General features: G+C 70.7%; 17 protein-coding genes. 10 read left to right on the top strand and 7 right to left on the bottom strand.

Translation table 11 applies throughout. From position 1 onward, the window contains the following. Positions 1 to 11: 11 nt before the first annotated feature. A complete protein-coding gene (locus AC1ROY_RS11940; RefSeq protein ID WP_493149045.1) occupies positions 12 to 695 on the bottom strand; it encodes a FadR/GntR family transcriptional regulator in 684 nt (227 codons plus the stop codon). Positions 696 to 810: 115 nt separating this feature from the next. Here AC1ROY_RS11940 and AC1ROY_RS11935 point away from each other — a divergent pair, with 115 nt between their 5' ends. Genes AC1ROY_RS11935 through AC1ROY_RS11910 form a run of 6 tightly spaced genes read left to right on the top strand, consistent with a single transcriptional unit; the run spans position 811 to position 6,887 of the window. Further along, on the top strand, positions 811 to 1,782 hold the full coding sequence (locus AC1ROY_RS11935; RefSeq protein ID WP_493149044.1) for a Bug family tripartite tricarboxylate transporter substrate binding protein: 972 nt from the start codon (positions 811 to 813) through the stop codon (positions 1,780 to 1,782). A 12-nt stretch (positions 1,783 to 1,794) separates the two neighbouring features. Continuing rightward, the gene (locus AC1ROY_RS11930; protein WP_493149043.1) at positions 1,795 to 2,997 is read left to right on the top strand and encodes a mandelate racemase/muconate lactonizing enzyme family protein; all 1,203 of its coding nucleotides are present in this window, start codon (positions 1,795 to 1,797) and stop codon (positions 2,995 to 2,997) included. A 7-nt stretch (positions 2,998 to 3,004) separates the two neighbouring features. Further along, on the top strand, positions 3,005 to 3,958 hold the full coding sequence (locus tag AC1ROY_RS11925) for a 2-hydroxyacid dehydrogenase (RefSeq protein WP_493149042.1): 954 nt from the start codon (positions 3,005 to 3,007) through the stop codon (positions 3,956 to 3,958). 26 nt (positions 3,959 to 3,984) lie between these two features. Next, positions 3,985 to 4,944, top strand: a complete 960-nt coding sequence (locus AC1ROY_RS11920; RefSeq protein WP_493149041.1) for a Bug family tripartite tricarboxylate transporter substrate binding protein — start codon at positions 3,985 to 3,987, stop codon at positions 4,942 to 4,944. Between the two features lie 12 nt (positions 4,945 to 4,956). Beyond that, complete coding sequence (locus AC1ROY_RS11915; protein ID WP_493149040.1) at positions 4,957 to 5,880, top strand: dihydrodipicolinate synthase family protein; 924 nt, start codon at positions 4,957 to 4,959, stop codon at positions 5,878 to 5,880. 35 nt (positions 5,881 to 5,915) lie between these two features. Further along, complete coding sequence (locus AC1ROY_RS11910; protein ID WP_493149039.1) at positions 5,916 to 6,887, top strand: Bug family tripartite tricarboxylate transporter substrate binding protein; 972 nt, start codon at positions 5,916 to 5,918, stop codon at positions 6,885 to 6,887. An 18-nt stretch (positions 6,888 to 6,905) separates the two neighbouring features. Here AC1ROY_RS11910 and dinB read toward each other — a convergent pair whose 3' ends face one another. The 5 genes from dinB to AC1ROY_RS11885 form a co-directional block, all read right to left on the bottom strand. Next, entirely contained in the window at positions 6,906 to 8,033 is a 1,128-nt protein-coding gene (gene dinB / locus AC1ROY_RS11905; protein WP_493149038.1) for a DNA polymerase IV, read from the bottom strand. A gap of 95 nt (positions 8,034 to 8,128) precedes the next feature. Further along, positions 8,129 to 8,272, bottom strand: a complete 144-nt coding sequence (locus AC1ROY_RS11900; protein ID WP_493149037.1) for a hypothetical protein — start codon at positions 8,270 to 8,272, stop codon at positions 8,129 to 8,131. Further along, the gene (locus tag AC1ROY_RS11895) at positions 8,259 to 9,062 is read right to left on the bottom strand and encodes an ABC transporter ATP-binding protein (protein WP_493149036.1); all 804 of its coding nucleotides are present in this window, start codon (positions 9,060 to 9,062) and stop codon (positions 8,259 to 8,261) included. The genes AC1ROY_RS11900 and AC1ROY_RS11895 overlap by 14 nt, the downstream gene beginning before the upstream one ends. Next, the gene (locus AC1ROY_RS11890) at positions 9,056 to 10,060 is read right to left on the bottom strand and encodes an ABC transporter permease (protein WP_493149035.1); all 1,005 of its coding nucleotides are present in this window, start codon (positions 10,058 to 10,060) and stop codon (positions 9,056 to 9,058) included. Before AC1ROY_RS11890 ends, AC1ROY_RS11895 begins: the two co-directional genes overlap by 7 nt. Positions 10,061 to 10,062: 2 nt before the next feature. Beyond that, the gene (locus tag AC1ROY_RS11885; protein ID WP_493149034.1) at positions 10,063 to 11,115 is read right to left on the bottom strand and encodes an ABC transporter substrate-binding protein; all 1,053 of its coding nucleotides are present in this window, start codon (positions 11,113 to 11,115) and stop codon (positions 10,063 to 10,065) included. A gap of 791 nt (positions 11,116 to 11,906) precedes the next feature. Between AC1ROY_RS11885 and AC1ROY_RS11880 the strand changes: the two genes are divergently transcribed. The 4 genes from AC1ROY_RS11880 to AC1ROY_RS11865 are packed head-to-tail and all read left to right on the top strand — an operon-like array spanning position 11,907 to position 15,310. Next, positions 11,907 to 12,737 carry a TauD/TfdA dioxygenase family protein gene (locus tag AC1ROY_RS11880; protein WP_493149033.1) on the top strand — a complete coding sequence of 277 codons (831 nt, stop codon included), beginning with the start codon at positions 11,907 to 11,909 and terminating at the stop codon, positions 12,735 to 12,737. Next, the gene (locus tag AC1ROY_RS11875) at positions 12,734 to 13,741 is read left to right on the top strand and encodes an ABC transporter substrate-binding protein (protein WP_493149032.1); all 1,008 of its coding nucleotides are present in this window, start codon (positions 12,734 to 12,736) and stop codon (positions 13,739 to 13,741) included. The genes AC1ROY_RS11880 and AC1ROY_RS11875 overlap by 4 nt, the downstream gene beginning before the upstream one ends. A gap of 2 nt (positions 13,742 to 13,743) precedes the next feature. Beyond that, positions 13,744 to 14,496, top strand: coding sequence for an ABC transporter ATP-binding protein (locus AC1ROY_RS11870; protein ID WP_493149031.1), 753 nt, complete (start codon positions 13,744 to 13,746; stop codon positions 14,494 to 14,496). Further along, entirely contained in the window at positions 14,489 to 15,310 is an 822-nt protein-coding gene (locus tag AC1ROY_RS11865; RefSeq protein ID WP_493149030.1) for an ABC transporter permease, read from the top strand. Before AC1ROY_RS11870 ends, AC1ROY_RS11865 begins: the two co-directional genes overlap by 8 nt. Before the next feature lie 45 nt (positions 15,311 to 15,355). Here AC1ROY_RS11865 and AC1ROY_RS11860 read toward each other — a convergent pair whose 3' ends face one another. Then, positions 15,356 to 15,691, bottom strand: a complete 336-nt coding sequence (locus tag AC1ROY_RS11860) for a DUF6525 family protein (RefSeq protein ID WP_493149029.1) — start codon at positions 15,689 to 15,691, stop codon at positions 15,356 to 15,358. Positions 15,692 to 15,911: the final 220 nt, after the last annotated feature.

The following is a 15,911-nucleotide window of genomic DNA, read 5'->3' as shown; positions in this document are numbered from 1 at the left end:
ATCCCAGCCTGCTAAAGCCCGAAGAGCCGCCGGATGCCGCCATGCAGATGATCGGCCATGGCGGCCCTTGCGGCCGCCTCGTCCCCGGATGCGATCGCGGCCTCGATGCGCCCGTGCTCGCCCGCGATCTCTGCGTGGCGTTCCAGGATCGGGCGACCCGAGAGCTCCCTCGTCAGGCGGATGCCGGCGATCATCTGCCCCCGGAAGGCCTCCAGCGTCGCCAGGAAGAAGCGGTTGCCCGTGGCGTCGGCGATGGCCTGGTGGAAGGCGACATCGGCCTCCAGCCCCGGGCAGCCGGACGCGACCTCCTCCTCCAGCCGGCGGCGGGCCTGGCGGATCGCCTCCAGCGCAGCAGGATCGGCGCGGCGCGCGGCATGCGCGGCCACCTCGCTCTCCAGGCTGCAGCGGAATTCGAGGAAGGCGCGCATGTCGGGGATGCTGTGCAACGGGCCGAAGACGGGCATGGCGGGCCGCGCCGGCTCGCGCACATAGCTGCCGGAGCCCTTGCGGGAGACCACATGCCCCTCCGCGCGCAGCCGCGCCAGCGCCTGCCGCAGCACGGGCCGAGAAACGGCGAAGCGCCGGGCCAGTTCCGCCTCGGCCGGCAGGCGAGCATCGCGCGGGAAGCTGCCGGAGCCCAGCAGGTCGCGCAGGCGGTCGTAAACCTCGTCACTCAGGGGGCGGTGGCCGCTCATGGGGGCACTGAGCCCCAATGCTGTCAAACCTGTCAATAAAATGTCGAATCCATTTGACAGATCTGGCAGGCCGGCGAAGTCTCCCGGCAACGCGAACCATCGAGGAAATGCCGCCATGGCCCGCCGGGGTCTCATGCTGGCCATACTGCTGCTCTGGGCTTCCGCCGCCTCGGCCCAGCTGCCCGACCGTCCCGTGCGGATCGTCGTGCCCTTCCCGCCCGGCGGCACCAGCGACATCGTCGCGCGCATCCTAGCCGCCGCGGCCGGGCCGCTGCTGCCCCAGGGCGCGCTGGTCGACAACAAGGCCGGCGCGGCCGGCAATATCGGCACGGCGGAGGTGGCGCGGGCGCAGCCTGACGGCACCACGCTGATCCAGTGCACCATCGGCACCTGCGCGTCCAACCCGTTCCTCTACGCCAATCCCGGCTACGACCTCGACCGCTCCTTCGCCCCGGTGATCCTGACGGGCGCGGTGCGCAACGTGATGTCCGTCCGCAACACGCTGCCGGCACACAACGTCCGCGAGTTGGTGGCGCTGGTGCGCGCGCGGCCCGGCACGATCACCTTCGGCTCCTCCGGCGTCGGCGCCTCCAACCAGCTAGCGCCGGAGCTGATGCGGGGGCTGCTGGGGATGGATTGGGTGCATGTGCCCTATCGCGGCAGCGGCCCGGCCATCACCGACCTCGTCGCCGGCCGCATCGACGTGTTCTTCGACAACCTGCCCTCCATCCTGCCGCAAATCCGCGCGGGCACGGTGCGCGCCCTGGCCGTCGCCTCGGCCACGCGTACGCCGGAACTGCCGGACCTGCCGACCTTCGCGGAATCCGGCCTGCCCGAGCTGGCGCATGGCCTCGTCATCGAGAGCTGGTTCGGCTTCCTCGCGCCCGCCGGGACGCCGCGCCCGGTGATCGAGGCGCTGAACGCCGCCTTCAACCGAGCCCTGGCCGATCCCGCGGTGCGGCAGCGCCTTCAGGAGGCGGCGGTGGTGCCGCTGGGCGGGCCGCCGGAGCGCATGGCGGAGCATCTCCGCAGCGAGGCCGTCCGCTGGGGCCAGGTCATCCGCGCCAACCGCATCAGCGCCGAATAGGAGCCCTTCCGCTTGTCCCGCATCACCCGCCTCCGCACCATCCGCATCGCCGAACGCCCCAACCTGATCTGGCTGGAGATCGAGACCGAGGAGGGGCTGACCGGCCTCGGCGAATCCTTCCGGGGCGCGCAGGCGGTCGAGGCCGTCATCCACGAACAGGTGGCGCCCTTCCTGCTCGGCCGCGACTCCCGCCGCATCGAGGCCGTCTCGCGCCACCTGATGACGCCCTATCTCGGCTTCCACAGCGCGGGCGCCGAGATCCGCGCGGCGAGCGCCGTGGACATCGCGCTCTGGGACCTCGCGGGGCAGCGCCACGGCATCCCCGTGCATGAGGCGCTGGGCGGCGCGGTGCGCACCGAGATCCGCGCCTACAACACCTGCGCCGGCTACGCCTACAACACCGCCGGCGGCCGCCGGGACATCTCCGGGCAGGACGAGGCCGTGGGCCCCTATGACGACCAGGTCGCCTTCATGCGCGACGCCGGGAAGCTGGCGGAAAGCCTGGTCTCCGAGGGCTACGCCGCCATGAAGATCTGGCCGCTCGACATCTACGCCGAGGCCTCGGGCGGCCACATGATCTCGCTGGAGGACCTCAAGGCCGGCCTCGAGCCCTTCAAGAAGATTCGCGCCGCGGTGGGCAACCGGATCGAGGTGATGGCCGAGCTGCACAGCCTCTGGAGCAGCCACGCCGCCATCCGCATCTGCCGCGCGCTGGAGGATGTCGGCGTCTTCTGGGCGGAGGATCCCATCGGCAAGATGGACGACGTCCGCACCCTGGCCGATCTGCGGCGCCAGACCCGCACGCCGATCTGCGGCAGCGAGACGCTGGGCGGCGTCGTGCCCTTCCGCGACCTGCTCGCCGGCGATGCGCTCGACATGGTGATGCTCGACCTCGCCTGGTGCGGCGGGCTGACGGAAGGGCGCAAGATCGCGGCCCTCGCCGAGGCCTATGCGAAGCCGCTGGCGCCGCACGACTGCACCGGACCGGTGACGCTGATGGCAGGCCTGCACCTCGCACTCCACGCGCCGACCGCGATCTTCCAGGAGGTGGTGCGCGCGACGCTCGCCACCTGGTACCGCGACCTCGTCACGGAGCTGCCCGTGCTGCGGAACGGCATGGTGCAGGCGCCCACGGCGCCGGGGCTCGGCATGAAGCTGCAGGATGCGGTGCGCACGCGACCGGATGCAGTGGTGCGCGAGAGCGCGAAGTCGTAGGCGCGCGATGCTGATCCATATCGTCGGCGCGCATGCCCCACAGGCACCGCGGCTGCGCGCGCTGCTCGGCGCAGGTCACGAGGTCGTGCCGATGCCGAAGCTGCCGGTGGAGGGGCCGATCCGCGCCGATGTCGTCGTCTCCACCCATGTGAATACAGAGGAGGCGGGGCGACTGGAATGCCGGCTGCTCCAGACGCCGAGCGCTGGCCTGGACGGCCTCGCGCTGTCAGTGCTGCCGAAAGGCTGCACCGCCTGCAACGTCTTCGAGCACGAGATTCCCGTCGCCGAATACGCGATCTTCGCCGTGCTGGAGCATGTGCTGGAACTGGCGAAGCTCCCGGCTCAGCTGGATGCCCGGAGCTGGCCCGCGGTCCACGCCGCCCGGCCCTTCCACGGCGAGGCGAGCGGCCGGACCATGACGTTGGTCGGCTTCGGCCATATCGGACGGATGATCGCGTCGCGCGCCCGGGCGCTGGGGATGCGTATCATCGCCCTCACGCGCCGCGGCCAGCCGGATGCGGCGGCGGACCGCAGCCTGCCCGTGGCGCGGCTGAGCGAGGTGCTGCCGGAGACCGACGTGCTGGTCCTTTGCTGCCCACTGGACGACGCCACGCGCGGGTTGATCGGCGCGGCGGAGCTGGCCGCAATGAAGCCCTCCGCTTTGCTGATCAACGTCGCGCGGGCGGAGGTGGCCGACGAGCAGGCGCTGTTCGAGGCCCTGCTCGACCGCCGCATCGCGCGCGCCGCCGTGGACGTCTGGTATCGCCATCCCAAGCCCGGCGAGATGGACTGCCCGCCCTCGCGCTTCCCCTTCCACACCCTGCCGAACCTGCGGGCGACGCCGCACATCGCCGGCTGGACGGAGGGGCTGATGGAACGGCGCTACGCCTTCATCGCCGAAAACATCCGGCGGCTGGAGGCGGGAGCGCCGCTGGAGAACGTGGTGCGACCGCCCGGATAGGGCGGCGCGGCTGGAGGGAAACGGACATGAACATCACCCGGCGCCGGACGGCGCTCTCGCTCGCGGCGCTTCCCATGGCGTCGCACGCCCACGCGCAGGCGCGCGGATGGCAGCCGGCGCGCCCCATCGAGATCGTGGTGGGCTTCCCGCCGGGCGCCAATTCCGACCTTCCGGCCCGCGCCATCGCCCAGGCCGCGGCGCCGCTCTTCCCCACGCCGCTGGTGGTTGTAAACCGCCCGGGCGCGAGCGGCGCGCTCGCCGCCCAGCATGTCGCGGGCCTGCCGCCGGACGGGCAGACGCTGCTCATCGCCGGCGGCAGCGAATCCCTCACCCTGCCGGCCTTCCGCGATGTCCCCTACGACCCCAGGACCTCCTTCCGCGCGATCATCCGGCTGACGCGTCAGCCGCTCATCTTCGTGGCGCGCGGCAACGAGACGGCCGCCGGCCTCCCGGAGATCCTGCAGGAGGCGCGACAGAGGCCTGGCGAGATCTCCTACGCGAGCTCCGGCATCGGCTCGATCTACCACGCGCTCTACGTCCTGCTGGAGCGCGCGAGCGGGACGGAGCTGCTGCACGCGCCCTATCAGGGCGGCGCGCCGGCGCTGCAGGCGCTGCTCGCCGGCACGGTGCGGCTGACCGGCGTGGCGCCGGAGGATATCGGCGGGCTGCTGGACACGCGGCAGATCCGCCTGCTCGCCGTCGCCTCCGCCGAGCGGCTCCCGCGCTTCCGGGACGTGCCGACGCTGCGCGAGCTGGGCTGGGACGTGCAGGTGGAGGGCATGAAGGGGCTGGTGGCGCCGGCCAGCCTGTCCGATGCTGCCGCTTCCAGCCTGCACGACCGCTTCCGCGAGGCCATGGCGAGCCCGGCCTGGAGCACCTTCATCGAGCGGACCGGCGCGACCGAGGGCTATCTGGACGGCCCGGCCTTCCAGGCCGAGATGAACCGAATCACCGACGGGCTGCGCAGAGCCCTGCGGCCCAGCTGAGGAAACGAACGAATGCTCGACCATACCAAGGGCGTCCACATCATCGCCCAGACGCCCTTCGCCGAGGACGGCGCGCTGGACCTCGCCAGCGTCGACACGCTGACCGACTTCTACTTCCGCCACGGCGCGGACGGGCTGGTGGTACTGGGCGTGAGCGGCGAGGCCGGCAAGCTCGGCGCGGAGGAGGCGCTGTCCGTCGCCGGCCGGTTCATCAAGCGGGCGGGCAGCCATCCCGTGGTCGTCGGCGTGAGCAACCCGAGCCTCGCCGCGCTGGCCGAGCTGACGGCGAAGGTGATGGACCTCGGCGCGGCGGGGGTGATGATCGCCCCGCCCAACGGCTTGCGCACCGAGGAGGAGCTGTTCGGCTACTTCAACGCGGTGTTCCGCCGCATCGGCGACGTGCCGACCGTCCTGCAGGATTTTCCCTTCACGACGGGCGTCTGGATGTCCGTGCCCTCGATGCTGCGGCTGATCGAGGCCTTCCCGCAGATCCAGGTGGTGAAGGAGGAGGATATCCCGAGCCCCGCCAAGATCACCCGCCTGCGCGCCGGCCAGGGTCGCCGCGTGGCGATCCTGACCGGCAACAACGCGCTCTATCTGCCGACGGAGCTGGACCACGGCGCCGACGGCCCGATGTCCGGCTTCTCGCATCCGGAGATGCTGTCCCAGGTCTACCGGCTGCACGCCGCCGGCCAGCGCGAGGCGGCGCGCGACGTCTTCGACCGCTATCTGCCGCTGCTGAACTACGAGGGCCAGGGCTTCTGGGGGGTCGCCGCGCGCAAGGAGGTGCTGCGCCGGCGCGGCGCCATCCGCAGCGCCGCCATGCGCCAGCCTGGGCCGCGGCTGACGCCGGAGGATATCCGCGACATCGATACGCTGCTGGAGCGGCTGGGCCGTTCTCTCGCCGAGGTTGGGAAAAGGGCGGACGCGGCCTGACGGCCGGGCTACAACCCATCCAGGAGGAACCAAGAATGAATCGTCGTTTCATGCTGGGCGCGGCGCTGGGCGCCGCGTCGTCACCGCTCGCGGCACCGGCCCTGCGGGCGCAGGGCTTCGACCACACGATCCGCTTCATCATCCCGAACGCGCCGGGCGGCACCAGCGACATCCTGGCGCGCCTCATGGCCCCGGAGCTGACGCGCACCCTCGGCCAGAACGTGGTGGTCGAGAACCGCCCCGGCGCCGGCGGCAACATCGGCGCCGATTTCGTGGCGAAGAGCCCGCCGGACGGCCACACCATCGTGCTGCTGGACGTGACGACGATCGCGACCAACCCGGCCCTCTTCCCGCGGCTGTCCTACAAGCCCTCGGATCTCGCGCCGGTCAGCATGGTGATCTACGCGCCCTATATCCTGGGCGTGGCCAACAACCTGCCGGTCCAGAACGCGGCGGAGCTCGTCGCCTATGCCAGGTCGCGTCCCGGCGGGCTGAACGCGGCGAATTCCGGCACGGGGACGGCCTCGCACCTCACCGCCGTCATGCTGGCGGACGCCTGGGGCAGCCCGATGGAGCACGTGCCCTATCGCGGTGGCGCGCCCGCGCTGCTCGCCGTCAGCACGGGCGAGGCCAGCCTGACCATGGCCGGTGCGACGCAGTCCCTGCCCTTCGCGACGAACGGCCAGATGCGGCCGGTGGCCGTGACCGGCCCGACCCGCTTCGCCCAGCTGCCGCAGGTGCCGACCTTCCGCGAGCTGGGCTGGCCGGGCACCGACGCCGGAACCTGGCAGGGCACGCTGGTCGCCGCCGGCACGCCGCCCGTGCTGATCAGCCGCCTGCACGTCGCGATGCGCGACGCGCTGGCGCAACCCGCGCTCGCGGCGCGGATCGTCGAGCTCGGCGCCACGCAGCGCACCGATGGGCCGGAGGCCTTCGCAAGCTGGCTGGCGGAGCAGACCGAGGCCTACACGCGGCTGATCCAGTCGCACAACATCCGGGCGGAGTGAGCCAACCGGGATTGCCCATCAGGATGCTTCCGACAGGACCGGCGCGGAGACCGCGCCGGCCGCCTCCCCGGCTCCGAACAACGGCAGGTCGCTGGCCTCGCCGAGGGCCGCGTCGAAGTTCGAGACCGTCACGCCGACCAGCCTGATGCCCTTCCGGGGCGGGTAGACCGAGCGGACCAGGTCCAGGCTCGCCTGGCGGAGCTGTCCATGCTCCGCCACCGGAGCCGCGTGGCTGCGGCTGCGGGTGACCTGCCGGAAGTCCGCGAACTTCACCTTCACCGTCACGGTCCGGCCGAAGGCCTGCGCCTTCTCGCACCAGTCCCACACGTCATCGGCCATCCGCAGCACGCCGGCCTCGATCTCGGACGGCTCCACCAGGTCGCGATCGAAGGTGGTCTCGGAGCCGGAGGACTTGCGCGTCCGGTCCGGATCGACGGGCCGGTCGTCCTCGCCGCGGGCGATCGCGTGGTACCAGGCGGCGGCGCTGCCGAAATGCGCCTGCAGGAATTCCATCGGCTTCGTCCGGAGGTCGGCGCCGGTCTCGATGCCCAGCGCCTGCATGCGCCGGGCCGTCACCGGGCCGACGCCGTGGAACCGCGCGACCGGCAGCGTCTCCACCCAGGCCGGCCCCATGTCGGGCGTGACGGCGAACTGGCCGTTCGGCTTGCGCTGCGCCGAGGCGAGCTTCGCGAGGAACTTGTTGTAGGAGATCCCGGCGGAGGCGGTCAGGCCGGTCTCCTCGAGGATGCGGGCGCGGATCTCCCTGGCGGTCGCCCAGGCTGTCGGCAGGCCTCGGCGGTTCCCGGTCACGTCGAGATAGGCCTCGTCCAGCGACAGCGGTTGAATGAGCGGCGTGTAGTCGGCGAAGATGCCGTGGATCCGGCGCGACACCGCCCGGTAGACCTCGAAACGGGGCCGGACGAAAATCAGCTCGGGGCATTTGCGGAGCGCCGTCACGGAGGGCATCGCGGACCGGACGCCGAACTCCCTCGCCTCGTAGCTCGCCGCGGCCACCACGCCGCGCGCCGCGCCGTGGCCGACCGCCACCGGCCGGCCGCGCAGGGCGGGATCGTCGCGCTGCTCCACCGACGCGTAGAAGGCGTCCATGTCGACGTGGATGATCTTGCGGGGCGCGTCGCGATCCATCCGTGACAGCCTAGCGCGTCGAGAACGGGACGTGAACATGGAAAAGGCCGATTCCGGCCGGGCGACCGACTGGCCGCCCGCGCGCCGTCACCGGCCTAAGGCTGTGCGGCGGCGACCGGGCCAAGCCGGCAGATCACGCCGTCCAGCCGGGCCCCTCCCCTCGCCTCCGCGAGCGCCACGGCGCTCGCCGCCAGGACCAGCGCGAGGACGAGGGCGCCGGCCGCGTCAGTCCGTCGCATCGCCCACGCCCAGCAGTGCCAGGACCTCGCGCCGCTTCTCCACCAGCCGCGGGTCGTCGCGGTGGCGCGGATAGTCGAGCTCCACCGGAAGCTCCGCACGGATTCGCGCCGGGCGCGGACTGAAGACCACCACCCGCGTGGCCAACAGCAGCGCCTCCTCCACGTCATGCGTGACGAGCAGCGTGGTGAAGCCCTGGCGCTGCCAGAGCCGCACCAGCTCGCCCTGCATGGCGATGCGGGTGAGGCTGTCCAGCTTGCCGAGCGGCTCGTCGAGGATGAGCAGCCGCGGCTCGTTCACCAGCGCCCGTGCCAGTGCCGCACGCTGCGCCATGCCGCCCGAGAGCTGGTGCGGATAGGCGTCGGCGAAGCCGTGCAGGCCCACCAGCTCCAGCGCGGCATCCACCCGGCCGCGGTGGGTCTTCAGCAGCCCGCGCGCCTCCAGCCCCAGCGCCGCGTTCTTCCAGACCGTGCGCCAGGGGTAGAGCGTCGGGTCCTGGAAGACCACGACGCGCGAAGGATCGGGACCGGTGACGGGTGCTCCGTCGACGGAGAGCTCACCCTGCGCCGGCGGCTCAAGCCCTGCCACCAGCCGCAGCAGCGTGGACTTGCCGCAGCCGGACGGGCCGAGCAGCGCCACGAACTCGCCGGGCGCGGCGGAGAGGGACACGTCGTCCAGCACCGGCAGCGGCTCGCCCTTCAGGCTGTAGGCATGGCTGACATGGCGCAGGTCCAGTGCAGCGCCCGGCGACAGCGAGGAAGCCGGGCGGTCGAGGAGGTCGAGGCTCACCATTTCACCACCCCCTTCTGCCAGGAGAGCAGCCGGTCGCGCAGCTTGAACAGCAGCGTGATGAGGCCGGAGCACATCAGGGCCATCACCAGCAGGGCCGCGTACATGTTGCCGTAGGCCGCCCAGCCCTGCGCCCAGCTGAGATACCAGCCGAGGCCGGCGCGCACGCCCAGCATCTCCGCCACCACCAGCACCGCGAAGCTCGCGCCGAGCCCCATGAAGAGCCCGACGAAGACATGCGGGAGCGCGGCGGGGATCGCCACCTTCAGGACGAGGAAGCGCTGGTTCGCGCCGAGCGTCCGTGCCACGTCGTAGAAGTCGGGATTGACGGAGGCGACGCCCGACCAGGTGAGCACCGCCACCGGAAAGCCCGTGGCCAGCGCAATGAGGAAGGTGCTGGCGCTTGCTGAGGAGGGGAAGAGGAAGAAGGCCAGCGGCAGCCAGGCCGTCGCCGGCAGTGGCCCCACCAAGCGCATGACGGGATGCGCCCAGTAGCCGAAGCGCGGCGACCAACCGAGCCCGACGCCCACGACGAAGCCCACGGCGGCTCCCAGCGCATAGCCGCGCGCCAGCAGCCAGAGCGAGGCGAGCACGCTCTGGCCGAGCCGCACCCAGTCGTCCTGGTACACCTCCACGAGCTGCTGCGGCGGCACGAAGAAGGGCATGGGCAGCAGCGAGAATTTTGCCGTCACTGCCTGCCAGATCGCGAAGAACAGGCCGAGCGCCACGAACCAGGGGCCGAGCCCCTGTACCCGGCGGAACAGCGGCGGGACGAGCCCTGCCGTGAAGGCCAGGACGAGAAGACCTATGGCGATCGCGGCCTGCGCGATCGCGAGGTTGCCCGTCTGCGTCCATTCCACGATCTCCGACTGGTCGGGAAAGTGGTGCGTGACATAGGCGGCCAGCGCCCAGGCGGCGGCGGCCAGCAGGCCCGACCACCACAAAGCGGGCCCGCGAAACGCCAGCGGCGCCTCGCGGGCGAAGGGAACCGAGGTGCTCATGCTCAGGCGAAGACCGTGCCGGTGATGCGCTCGGCCATGCGCGCGGGATCGGTGTTGGCGCGGATGACGTTGATGCGCTTCAGGTCGGTGATGTAGGCCTGCAGCTCGTCGCGCAGCTGCGTGCCCACGGGGCTGTGGCCGTGGGTGTGGGTCTGCAGGATCTCCGACATCTCCGCCACGCTCACGCCGCCGGGCGCATAGGCCGCGAAGGTACGGGCGGCGAGGTCGTGGTTGCCGTTCACCAGTTGCTGCGCATCGATGAGCGCCTGGGTGAGCGCCGCGGCCACCGGGCGGTTGCTGCGGATCAGGCTGCCGCGCACGCCGAGCACGCAGCAGGCGCGGTGGGCGTAGTCCTCGTGCAGGTTTGTCGAGACCTCGATGAGGTCGAGGCGCTTGCGGAACTGGAAGGCCAGCGGATCGCCGAGCGCGATGGCCTGCACCTCGCCGCGGCTCAGCGCCAGCTCGAAGACATTGGCGGGAAACACCTTCCACGTCACGTCACGCTCGGGATTCACGCCGTGCCGGGCGAGCAGAATGGAGAAAAAGTTCTTGTCGGGGGCGGCCATGTCGGTGACGCCGATGGTCTTGCCGCGCAGGCTCGCGAGATCCTCGGTGATGCCGGTGCCTTTGCCGCCCAGGAGTCGCATGCAGCCGCCATGGGTGCCGGCGGTGATGCGCACGTCGAAGCCCTGCTCCAGCGGCTTGAGCCAGCGCAGCGCCATGCCGACGCCGGCATCGGCATGGCCGGTGGCGATGGCCTCCAGCAGCGCCTCGGTGGAGGCGCCGAAGTTGATGAGCTCCACGTCGAGGTTGTAGCGGGCGAAGATGCCCTCGCGGTCCGCTACGGCGATGGGCGAGGTGCAGAGCGCCGTCGCGTTCCAGGTGAGCTTCAGCTTCACCCGCTCGGGCAGGCGCGCCGCGGCCGTGGGCTGCGGCGCGGGGTGGTGCCCGGCGTGGTCGTGCTGCTGGGCAAGGGCCGGCGCGAAGGGCGCGGCGGCGAGCGCGGCCGAGGCGGCGAGCAGGGCGCGGCGGCCCGGAATTCTGTGCTGGGTCATGGGGAAGCTCCGATGCACGGCGGAAGCGCCGGCGTGATGGTGGGATGTTCGGCGATGGGAGGCGGGGCTCGGGGGGCTGCCCCGCGAGCGGTCAACAGCTCCGGTCTGCGGTCCGGGCGCCTGGACAGGCCGAGGGGATGCGTGAGGAGGGCATTCGGTCTTTCCACCTTGCGGCCGACGCGGTGACGGCCATCCCGGAAAAGATTTCACGATGAAAAATGGGAGTCAACAATTTATAACGATTAATTTATGTGTTTACTATGCTGTTGATGTAGCTGAATTTTTCCTTACCGACCTCGACAACCCTGACCTGTGGCATCTCTCAGCGGATCACTCATCAGCCCATCTCCGAGAGAATTCCATTATATTTTTCAGTATCTTGACCTGACTTCCTGCTCGTATGCGATCTGCACGCACCTACCGCGTGAATTTGGCAGCGAATGGCTGGACAAATCACATGAACGTATTCACCGTTGAATAATGTGCTATATACGTTGGACGAAACATAATGGTGAATGGTGCCAGCCCGGCCGGTTCCTCGCGCGCCGCCCGAGCGCGGCTGGAGGAGGACGTCTGCGACATGGTTCTCAGCGAATTCGACGCACCCAGGCTCTGGCTCCCGGCCGGGGAGCTCACGCTGATCACGGCCGGCGTCTTCCTGCTCGTCGCCCTGCTCGCCTGGCTGTTCTGACCCTCGCCTCCCGCCCCTTCGCCCGATGTCGCCGCGAGGCCGCCCGCCGCTGAGCCGGCGCCTTCCGCAACACGGAATTCGTCCCCGAAGGAACATCCCCATGAGCTACGAGACCCTGACGCTGCACCGCGTCTCGCCGCATGTCGGCGCCGAGGTGCAGGACATCGACATCACCCGCCCGCTCACCAACCGCCAGGTCGAGGAGCTGCACCGCGCCCTCGGCGAGTTCGGCGTGCTGTTCTTCCGCGAGCAGCGCTTCGACTTCGACGGCCAGAAGCGCTTCGGCCGCTATTTCGGCGAGCTGGACATCCACCCCAACACGCCGGGGCCAGAGGGCCATCCCGAGATCCTGCCCATCCACGCCGATGCCGATTCCAAGGTCATCGCCGGCGAGAAGTGGCACAGCGACGTCTCCTGCTTCCAGGAGCCGCCGCTCGGCTCGATCCTGCACATCCACACCACCCCGCCGATCGGCGGCGACACGCTCTTCGCCAGCCTGGCCGCGGCCTATGACGCGCTCTCGCCGCGGCTGAAGACCTATCTGGAGGGGTTGACCGCCTTCCATTCCGGCGAGCGCAACTACCGCCGCCGCAACGCGCTGAACGGCATCGACGACCGCGGCCGGATCTTCCCGAGCGCCACACATCCGGTGGTGATCCGCCACCCCATATCGGGCCGCAAGGGCCTCTACGTGAACCGCCTTTTCACCTACCGCATCAACGAGGTGAGCGAGGAGGAGAGCGAGGCCATCCTGAACCATCTCTGGCAGCACGCGGAGAAGCCCGACTTCCAGATCCGCTTCCACTGGGAGCCGCATTCGGTCGCCTTCTGGGACAACCGCGCGGTGCAGCACCTCGCCATCTGGGACTATTTTCCCCACGTTCGCAGCGGCTCTCGCGTCACCGTCAAGGGCGGGAGGCTCGCGGCATGAGCGCGACCCGACGCGGCATCCTCGGCGGCGCGCTGGCGGCGTCCTTCTACGGCTCGGCCATGGCGCAGGAGGCCCGCGACCTGCGCATCGCCGTGCAGTTCGGCATCACCTACCTGCCACTCACCGTGATCCGCGAGCAGCAGCTCATCGAGCGCGAGGCCCGCGCCGCCGGCCTGCCCGAGCCCAATGTCAGCTGGGTCCAGGTGAGCGGCGGCGCGGCGATGAACGACGCGCTGCTCTCGGGCAATCTCGACATCGCTTCGGCCGGCATCCCGCCCGTGGTGCTGCTCTGGGCGCGCAGCCGGAGCAACCTCAAGGTGCACGCCATCTCCTCGCTGGTGGCCGCACCGCTCTGGCTGAACACGCGCAACCCGACCGTGCAGACGATCCGGGATTTCACCCCGCAGGATCGCATCGCCCTGCCGGCGGTGCGCGTCTCCTTCCAGGCGGTGACGCTGCAGATGGCGGCGGAGAAGGAGTTCGGCCCGGGGCAGCATGCAAGGCTCGACCCGATCACCGTCAGCCTGCCGCATCCGGATGCGACGGCCGCGCTGATCGGCGGCCGCAGCGAGATCACCGCGCATTTCGGCAATCCGCCCTTCCAGAACCAGCAGCTCCAGCACGAGGGAATCCGCCGCGTCCTCTCCTCCTACGACGTGGTCGGCGGCGCGCACAGCGTGACGCTGCTCTACGCGACGCAGCGCTGGCGCGACACGAATCCGCGCACGCTGCGCGCGCTGCTCGCGGCGCAGGAGGCGGCGAATGCTTGGATATCGGCCAACTCGCGCGAGGCGGCCGAGCTCTATGTCCGCGCGGAGCGCTCCTCGCTCTCCGTGGATTTCGTGGAGGCGCTGATCCGCCATCCGGACCACCACTTCACCGCGCGGCCCGAGGGCGTGCTGCACTTCGCGCAGTTCCAGCACCGCATCGGCCAGATCCCGACGCGCATCGAGCGCTGGCAGGAGGTCTTCTTCCCCGAGGCGCATGAGGGCGTGGGCTCCTGACGATGCCCGCGCCAGTTCTCGCCCTCGAGCAGGTCTCGGTCCATTTCCGGGCTATCAGCGGCGGCACGGTCACGGCTGTGGAGAACGTGTCCTTCTCCCTCACGGAGGGCGAGCGTCTGGTGCTGGTCGGCCCGTCCGGCTGCGGCAAGTCGACGCTGCTCGCGGCCGTGGGCGGCTTTTTGCAGCCGAGCGTGGGGCGCGTGCTGCTGGATGGCGTGCCGGTGCGGCGCCCGGGGCCGGACCGGATGATGGTCTTCCAGGAATTCGACCAGCTGCTGCCCTGGAAGAGTGTCGCGGCCAATATCGCCTATCCGCTGCGGCTCGCCGGCGTGTCCCGGGAAGAAGCTTCGGCGCGGGCCGCGGCGCTGATCCACCAGGTCGGCCTCACCGGCTTCGGCGAGGCCTTCCCGCACACGCTGTCGGGCGGGATGAAGATGCGCGTCGCCATCGCCCGCGCCCTGGCCGCGCGGCCGCGCCTGCTGCTGATGGACGAGCCCTTCGCCGCGCTCGACGCGCTGACGCGCCGCCGCATGCAGGAGGAACTGCTGCGGCTCTGGCGCGAGCATGTCTTCACCCTGCTCTTCGTGACGCATTCCATCGAGGAGGCGGTGCTGCTCGGCAGCCGCATCCTCGTGCTCTCGCCGCATCCCGGCCGCGTGCAGGCGATGCTCGACGTGCCGGAGGACGGCGCGGCGCGTGAGGCGCTCCAGGCCGATCTGCGCGGCCTCCTGCTGCCGGAGCCCGCGCATGTTTGACGGCACGCGCATCGGCCCGAGCGCGGGTCCGCTCGCCGCCGAGGCCGTCTGGCGTCCGGCCCTCCGCCGCGCCGGCGTGCTGCTCGTGCTGGGCCTGGCCTGGGAGGGCTACGGCCGCTGGATCGACAACGACCTCGTCTTCCCCACGCTGAGCGCCACGCTGGCCGCCTTCTGGCGCCTGACCGTCTCGGGCGAGCTGCCGGCGCGCGCGCTGGCCTCGCTGGAGGTGCTGGCGCTGGGCTATGGCGCCGGGCTCGCCCTGGCCACGCTGCTGGTGCTGTTCGCCGTGGCGAGCCGCTTCGGCAGCGAATTGCTCGCGACGCTGACCGCCATGTTCAACCCGCTGCCCGCCATCGCGCTGCTGCCGCTGGCGCTGCTCTGGTTCGGGCTGGGCACGCCGAGCCTCGTCTTCGTCATCACTCACTCCGTGCTCTGGGCCGTCGCGCTCAACGCCCATGCGGGCGTGCAGGCGATCCCGCCGACGCTGCGGCGGGTCGGCGAGAATCTGGGGCTGCGCGGTTGGCGGCTGACGATGCGAATCCTGCTGCCCGCCGCGCTGCCGGCCGTCATCGCGGGGCTGAAGATCGGCTGGGCCTTCGCCTGGCGCACGCTGATCGCGGCCGAGCTGGTCTTCGGCACCACCTCGCGCTCCGGCGGGCTCGGCTGGCTGATCTTCGAGCGCCGCAACAACCTCCAGATCGACGAGGTCTTCGCCGGGCTGCTCGCCGTCATCGCCATCGGGCTCGTGGTGGAGGGTGTGGTCTTCCGCAGCCTCGAGGCCCGCACCATCCGCCGCTGGGGCCTGCAGCGATGACCGGCCCGCGCTCCCCGTGGGCCGCCGCGGAGAGGACGCGATCCCTCAGGGAATGCCGGCCTTCCCGGCATAGCGCTGGATGGTCGCCTGGGCGGCCACGTGCGGATAGGCCTTCGCCCCCTTCGGCCATGTCCTGGCGAAGGCGGCCACCTCGGCCTGATCCATCTTGCGGATCGTCCGGACGAGCATGGCCGCCGCCTTGGCCGGACGGAGACGGTCCTTCCGGATGAGATGGAGGTGCCATTCCCGCGCCCGCAGCGGGCACCAGTCCACCAGCGATTCCTGCAGGGCGCGGCGCACCTCGGCCGGCAGCTCCTCGAAGGCGCGGTAGGGGTCGCCCTTCAGCGGGCTGCGGGGCTTGGTGGCCATGCTGTTGTCCATCCGCGCCTCCTAGCCGAGAGACGGCGTCCCGCGAAGCGCAAGCTTGGGCAAGGGTGCCTTGCGTCGCGACCTTGCCACGCTCCCGCGCCGCCAGGCGCGACAGATGCGACCGTAAACCGGATGCGATCTCCAATGCCCAGGCACTAGGCTCAGGACTCATTGATTAGATCCAGAAGATGACGGCTGCTGCGATGCAGATGGCTGAGAAGAAGGTATGCGC

It is taken from the genome of Roseococcus sp. GW821-FHT12F05 (assembly GCF_058806835.1).
This window is presented reverse-complemented; position numbering and strand designations above follow the sequence as displayed.

What these genes read in the sequence shown, in the direction of transcription:
- AC1ROY_RS11925 (WP_493149042.1), top strand. Translation starts at nt 3,005, where the DNA reads ATGCTGATCCATATCGTCGGCGCGCATGCCCCACAGGCACCGCGGCTG.
- AC1ROY_RS11920 (WP_493149041.1), top strand. Translation starts at nt 3,985, where the DNA reads ATGAACATCACCCGGCGCCGGACGGCGCTCTCGCTCGCGGCGCTTCCC.
- AC1ROY_RS11935 (WP_493149044.1), top strand. Translation starts at nt 811, where the DNA reads ATGGCCCGCCGGGGTCTCATGCTGGCCATACTGCTGCTCTGGGCTTCC.
- AC1ROY_RS11890 (WP_493149035.1), bottom strand. Translation starts at nt 10,060, where the DNA reads ATGAGCACCTCGGTTCCCTTCGCCCGCGAGGCGCCGCTGGCGTTTCGC.
- AC1ROY_RS11900 (WP_493149037.1), bottom strand. Translation starts at nt 8,272, where the DNA reads ATGCGACGGACTGACGCGGCCGGCGCCCTCGTCCTCGCGCTGGTCCTG.
- AC1ROY_RS11910 (WP_493149039.1), top strand. Translation starts at nt 5,916, where the DNA reads ATGAATCGTCGTTTCATGCTGGGCGCGGCGCTGGGCGCCGCGTCGTCA.
- AC1ROY_RS11915 (WP_493149040.1), top strand. Translation starts at nt 4,957, where the DNA reads ATGCTCGACCATACCAAGGGCGTCCACATCATCGCCCAGACGCCCTTC.
- AC1ROY_RS11940 (WP_493149045.1), bottom strand. Translation starts at nt 695, where the DNA reads ATGAGCGGCCACCGCCCCCTGAGTGACGAGGTTTACGACCGCCTGCGC.
- AC1ROY_RS11895 (WP_493149036.1), bottom strand. Translation starts at nt 9,062, where the DNA reads ATGGTGAGCCTCGACCTCCTCGACCGCCCGGCTTCCTCGCTGTCGCCG.
- dinB (WP_493149038.1), bottom strand. Translation starts at nt 8,033, where the DNA reads ATGGATCGCGACGCGCCCCGCAAGATCATCCACGTCGACATGGACGCC.
- AC1ROY_RS11865 (WP_493149030.1), top strand. Translation starts at nt 14,489, where the DNA reads ATGTTTGACGGCACGCGCATCGGCCCGAGCGCGGGTCCGCTCGCCGCC.
- AC1ROY_RS11885 (WP_493149034.1), bottom strand. Translation starts at nt 11,115, where the DNA reads ATGACCCAGCACAGAATTCCGGGCCGCCGCGCCCTGCTCGCCGCCTCG.
- AC1ROY_RS11880 (WP_493149033.1), top strand. Translation starts at nt 11,907, where the DNA reads ATGAGCTACGAGACCCTGACGCTGCACCGCGTCTCGCCGCATGTCGGC.
- AC1ROY_RS11870 (WP_493149031.1), top strand. Translation starts at nt 13,744, where the DNA reads ATGCCCGCGCCAGTTCTCGCCCTCGAGCAGGTCTCGGTCCATTTCCGG.
- AC1ROY_RS11875 (WP_493149032.1), top strand. Translation starts at nt 12,734, where the DNA reads ATGAGCGCGACCCGACGCGGCATCCTCGGCGGCGCGCTGGCGGCGTCC.
- AC1ROY_RS11860 (WP_493149029.1), bottom strand. Translation starts at nt 15,691, where the DNA reads ATGGACAACAGCATGGCCACCAAGCCCCGCAGCCCGCTGAAGGGCGAC.